Source organism: Psychrobacter piscatorii (genome assembly GCF_001444505.1).
In the GTDB taxonomy this organism is placed as follows: domain Bacteria; phylum Pseudomonadota; class Gammaproteobacteria; order Pseudomonadales; family Moraxellaceae; genus Psychrobacter; species Psychrobacter piscatorii_B.
In genome coordinates this window covers 1-5,255 of the sequence record NZ_LNDJ01000139.1, presented here as the reverse complement: position 1 = coordinate 5,255, position 5,255 = coordinate 1, and the positions used below count along the sequence as shown (strand labels likewise).

General features: G+C 44.6%; 5 protein-coding genes. All 5 read right to left on the bottom strand.

Going from position 1 to position 5,255, the window contains the following annotated elements:
• Positions 1 to 179 precede the first annotated feature (179 nt).
• The 5 genes from AS194_RS13380 to AS194_RS13360 all read right to left on the bottom strand — a co-directional run bounded on the left by AS194_RS13380 (position 180) and on the right by AS194_RS13360 (position 5,107).
• Positions 180 to 539, bottom strand: a complete 360-nt coding sequence (locus AS194_RS13380) for a DUF3144 domain-containing protein (RefSeq protein ID WP_058025993.1) — start codon at positions 537 to 539, stop codon at positions 180 to 182.
• Between the two features lie 75 nt (positions 540 to 614).
• Positions 615 to 1,781 carry a methionine adenosyltransferase gene (gene metK / locus AS194_RS13375; protein ID WP_058025992.1) on the bottom strand — a complete coding sequence of 389 codons (1,167 nt, stop codon included), beginning with the start codon at positions 1,779 to 1,781 and terminating at the stop codon, positions 615 to 617.
• Positions 1,782 to 2,260: 479 nt separating this feature from the next.
• Positions 2,261 to 2,956: an endonuclease III gene (nth, locus tag AS194_RS13370; RefSeq protein WP_058025991.1), complete on the bottom strand. Its 696-nt coding sequence runs from the start codon at positions 2,954 to 2,956 to the stop codon at positions 2,261 to 2,263.
• 91 nt (positions 2,957 to 3,047) lie between these two features.
• Positions 3,048 to 3,914: an RnfABCDGE type electron transport complex subunit B gene (locus AS194_RS13365; RefSeq protein WP_058025994.1), complete on the bottom strand. Its 867-nt coding sequence runs from the start codon at positions 3,912 to 3,914 to the stop codon at positions 3,048 to 3,050.
• A gap of 302 nt (positions 3,915 to 4,216) precedes the next feature.
• Positions 4,217 to 5,107, bottom strand: coding sequence for a LysR family transcriptional regulator (locus AS194_RS13360; RefSeq protein WP_058025990.1), 891 nt, complete (start codon positions 5,105 to 5,107; stop codon positions 4,217 to 4,219).
• Positions 5,108 to 5,255: the final 148 nt, after the last annotated feature.

The following is a 5,255-nucleotide window of genomic DNA, read 5'->3' as shown; positions in this document are numbered from 1 at the left end:
GTTTGCTGGTATCATTAATTTCGAGCTTAGAATATGACTTTTGCAAGAGGTCTAATAACTAATAGATGGCTATAGACTCAATAACATAACACAAAAAACCCAAGCTTGAGCGGCTTGGGTTTTTTGTTAAATACAGACGATTGTCACAGCAGAATATCTACCTAGATAAGAATAGCAACTTATTCAGCTGGCTTATCATCTTGGTTTAGCTGCACATATTTATCGAAATTTTGTGCATAATCTGTCAAGTTGTCACTTAGCATCTGGCGATACTGCTTGACATAAAACTCGACGATATCGTCTTTTTCTTTGGCAAAATCATCGGCTTTCACGAAGCCAATCGAGGCAACGGAGGCGCTATAGCGTGCGGCAGCATATAACAAAGAAGCACCTACCTGTCCTGAATGGGCATCAGGGCCTAGCTGACTATTGGCGACACCGATGATAGCATCAGCGCGTTGGTAAAACGCCTGCATTTCAGGGGTGATTTCAATGCTTGCATCCACATTGTTGTCTTGAGTGTTGCTGTCTTGAGACATAAGCTGCTCCTAATAATAAGTGTCGATAATTTTAGTATATAAAGACGGTTTGTAAATGATTCAACGTAATGACTCTTATAAACCAGCGTCTGCTTTTAAGATATCCGCTTTGTCTGTTTTTTCCCAAGTAAAGGCAGTTTCTGAGCCTTGACGACCAAAATGTCCAAAGGTAGCCGTCTGCTGATACATTGGTTGTAACAGGTTCAACATACGAGTGATGCCATAAGGACGCAAATCAAAGTGAGTACGAATCAGGCGAATGATCTCATCGTTACTGATTTTGCTCGTACCAAAGGTATTGACAGAGATAGACGTTGGTTCAGCAACCCCAATCGCGTAACTGACTTGTACTTCACAGCGATCAGCAAGACCAGCTGCGACGATGTTTTTGGCCACATAACGTACGGCATAAGCAGCACTACGATCTACTTTTGAGGGATCTTTACCACTAAAAGCACCGCCACCATGACGCGCCATACCGCCGTAAGTATCGACAATGATTTTGCGGCCTGTTAAGCCTGCATCACCCACAGGACCACCAATGACAAACTTACCTGTTGGATTGATATGGTAGCGTGTACCCGCATGTAACAGATCAGCCGGTAGCACTTGCTTGATGATAGATTCCATCACTGCTTCTTGCAGATCAGACTGCGAGATGCTCGGATCATGCTGGGTTGATAGAACGACCGCATCGATTGCAGCAGGACGGTTGCCATCATACTTCAAGGTTACCTGTGCTTTGGCATCAGGACGGAGCCATGGCAGCTCGCCTGCACGGCGCAGCTCAGATTGACGCTCCATCAAACGGTGAGCATATTCAATAGGGGCCGGCATTAATACATCAGTTTCATTACTGGCGTAACCAAACATTAAACCTTGATCGCCTGCACCTTGCTCCTCAGGGTCGCTACGATCGACACCTTGAGCGATTTCAGGAGACTGCTTACCCAGCATATTGATGACAGCACAGGTCTCGCCATCAAAACCCAAATCTGAGTGGTGATAACCAATGCCGTTGACCGTGTCACGCACCAGACGCTCTAAATCGATATTGGCAGTTGTGGTGATTTCACCGGCAAGTATCACCGCGCCTGTTTTTACTAAAGTTTCGCAGGCCACACGTGCGTGTAAGTCTTCACGTAAGATAGCATCAAGGATGGCGTCTGATATTTGGTCAGCCATTTTGTCAGGGTGGCCTTCGCTCACAGATTCGGAGGTAAATAAGTTGTATTCACGCATAATGGGATCGCTTAATTGAATCAATAAAGGTAGGAAAAGCAACACTCTGGGTGCTGCTTTAATTAATGTTGACCACGCATTTACGCGGCAGATAATCGGTATTTCTCAATGTTAAAAATCGGTGTTGAACAAAGTTTTTGTCATCAATTTGGCTAAAATCTAGACCTACTATCATTCAACCAGTTCATATATGGAGCAATGATAATAAGCTTTTATGGCTATGGCGGTAGAGAGTTAGGTCAATGTTCGCTCTAATAGGCTACTGTCAGTGTGCAGATTGCCTTATCAGAAGTGGGGTAATTGCCAAAATCTCTTAACGCAAAATAGGGTTATTCTACCCTGAAACGTTATAAAACTCTAGTGAGCAGCACTTGCTATACTATAAGAAATGCTCAACAAGTGATTCACTGTCGTAAAACGTAGGTACTTGCCAGTTCATGGCTACATAAGTTTGTCTTTGAGACAGGAGTGTCACTACGTTATAGTTCTAAAAAGGTCGCTTTATCTTTAAACATACACTCTTCATAGACGGGGCAAGCGCCGCATTTGGGTGTACGCGCTTGGCAGGTATAGCGCCCGTGCAAAATAAGATAATGATGCGCATCAACGATAAAGTCATCGGGTATACGCTCGACCAGTTTGTTTTCGACGATAAGTACCGTTTTACCAGTAGCGAGTCCAGTACGATTGCCCACGCGAAAGATATGGGTGTCGACCGCCATGGTTGGCTGACCAAAAGCAGTATTCAAAACTACGTTGGCGGTTTTACGCCCCACACCAGCTAATGATTCTAGATCTTTGCGGTTGTCAGGGACGGTGCTATCAAACTTTTCAATCAAATCGCGGCAAGTCTTGATGACATTTTTGGCTTTTGCGTTATATAAGCCAATATTTTTGATATACGTCTTTAGACCTTCTTCGCCTAGTGCCAGTATAGCTTCAGGTGTGTTCGCCACGGGGTACAACTGCTGAGTGGCAATATTGACGCTCACATCAGTTGCCTGTGCAGATAAGATAACCGCGATGAGCAGCTCGAAATTACTGCCGTAATTTAGCTCGGTGACAGGCTCGTCAATCGTCGCCGCTAGCTTTTCAAAAAATGGACGCACATCGCGATTGGGCATTCTTCTAGAGGGCGGTGTATCGGCTGTTTTATGTTTGACCGTTTTACTCATGGTGTTTTAACTATTATTTTAGTGAGTGGTGTTGCAAAATTATATGCTAGCGATGGTATTTATATGAGTTATTAAAGTATCAATCACGTAATCACAGCACCGCTTGTAATGCGTCGAGCTCTGCTTGCAAGCCTTCAAGCTCCATTTGTTTTTTATCATTGGCGCGCACGCTGAGCTGCTTTTCGAGTTTTTTAATTTTGGTACGTAGCTTAGCTGCTGCAATGGTATTCTTTGCTTGTGCTTCGCTAATATTTAGCGATTGGCTCGCTGCATTGTTGAGCTTGGCCTCTACCATGCTGACCACAGGTTTGCTATTGCTGGTATCAGCCAGTTGTTCTGTCACGCGTTTGAGATGCGTGTGGTAGCGCTGTCTTAAATCTTCTTGTTCGGCTACTCTATCAAAAGGAGAAAGCTCACGCTCGACAACGACCAAGTCGATACAATCAACAGGGCAGGGTGCGATACATAGCTCACAGCCTGTGCACAAATCGGTAAAAATCGTATGCATGTGTTTGCCAGTACCGACGATAGCATCCACAGGACAGGCTGGAATGCACTTAGTGCAGCCAATACAGTCATCCTCACGAATCACAGCGCGTACCTCTGTTGGTCGCCCCGATGCCATATCTATCGGCCACTGTGATGGTGCGGCTGTTAAGGTATTATCCTCACTATCTATCCCAATCGTCTGAGCGATAGCGTCCGTTACTGGCTGGCCACCAGGCACACATTTATTGTATGGCTCACCCTCTAATACGATAGCAGCGGCGTAAGGCAAGCAACCATCTGGATGCTCACAAAGTCCGCATTGTGTTTGCGGCAGACAAGCATCAACGCGTGCAATTTTTGTCTGTACATCATTTGGCAGAGTGTCAATGTGCAGCGACTCAAACAAGATCGGTAAGTCTGCCAAGTGTGTCTGTGTAACATTGTGAGGATGGGTGTCGGTTTGGGACATGGTATTACTGGCCTTAGTATCGGTCATCATTAGCGATTGTCACTTATGTCTGTCAGTGGCTAGGTAGATAAGTGACTATTGATTGCATATTTTATAGGCAAATTATGGATCTTTGTACTGACGTTCTATGTCAAATAGTCAATCACCCAGCCGTGTCGATCGCTGTTGCGCTGCGAAGATTAACACATTTAAAGCCGTAAAACATCAGGGTCGAAAACCTAGTTGAAACATTAAACTTAAAGTATAAGAGCAATGATATTGTGATGCATTTATTCTAAAAACGGTGAGCGTTTGCGGAATGTCTACTTACCAAAACGCTTGAGGATAAAATCAATCAATAGATGCATGCGATGAGGCATGTTATCACGGTCACGATAAAGCATCTGGCAGCCTCTAGGTTGGTTATTCCAATCAGGCAATACTTGCTGCAAACCGCCTGATATGATCAAAGGCTGTGCATCATAATCGGGGATGAAACCTAGACCGATACCATCTGCAATAGCCCCCGTTAGTAAACTAATATTATCAACTTTTAGACGGATATTATTTGTTGGCTGATGCGTCTGTACCTCGCCCGTTATACGATGCTGTAGATGCCAAGTAGACATAGGGGTGCACAGTACCGTAGGGTAGCCTGCCAAATCATTGGGCGTTTGGATATCGGATACATCGATATCGCTGGCTGCACAAATCATAAAGCGAATATTGGTCAGCTGCCGCCCAATCCAATGATTGGCACTGTGTTCACCAATACGAAAAGCGACATCAATAGCTTGCGCGTCAATATCAATGGTCTGATTGGACAGACGCAAATCTAAATGGATATCTGGATACTGTTTTAAAAAAGCATTGAAATGCGGCGCTAAAATATCACTACCAAAATTGACAGGGGCGCTGATTCTGATTGTGCCTTTGGCCTCATTTTTATCTTGTAGTAAGCAACACGCGACGTTTTCTAACTCATCAAAGAGATGGGCGCTGCTCTTATAATATTGTTGCCCTGCATGGGTCAACTGTACGCGGTGCGCATCTCGGTTGAGCAACCTAAGTGCCAGATCTGCTTCTAGTTTGGCAACTCGGCGACTCAATGTCGATAGGGGCATGTCAAGCATTATAGAGGCTTGGCGAAAGCTGCCGTAGCGGACAACCGCGCAAAAACTGCGCATGTCATCGAGGGAGTAGTTAAATTTCATATTCAGAATCTATGCTCTCGTTATTGCTTGTTTATACCGTATTTAAAATATATACACTGGTGCTTATCTTTTCGCAAGTTTTTTGGGTGCAATATGAGCCGTTCAGCGAACACCACCGCCGGGGGCTGTCCTAGATAAATAAAATTAT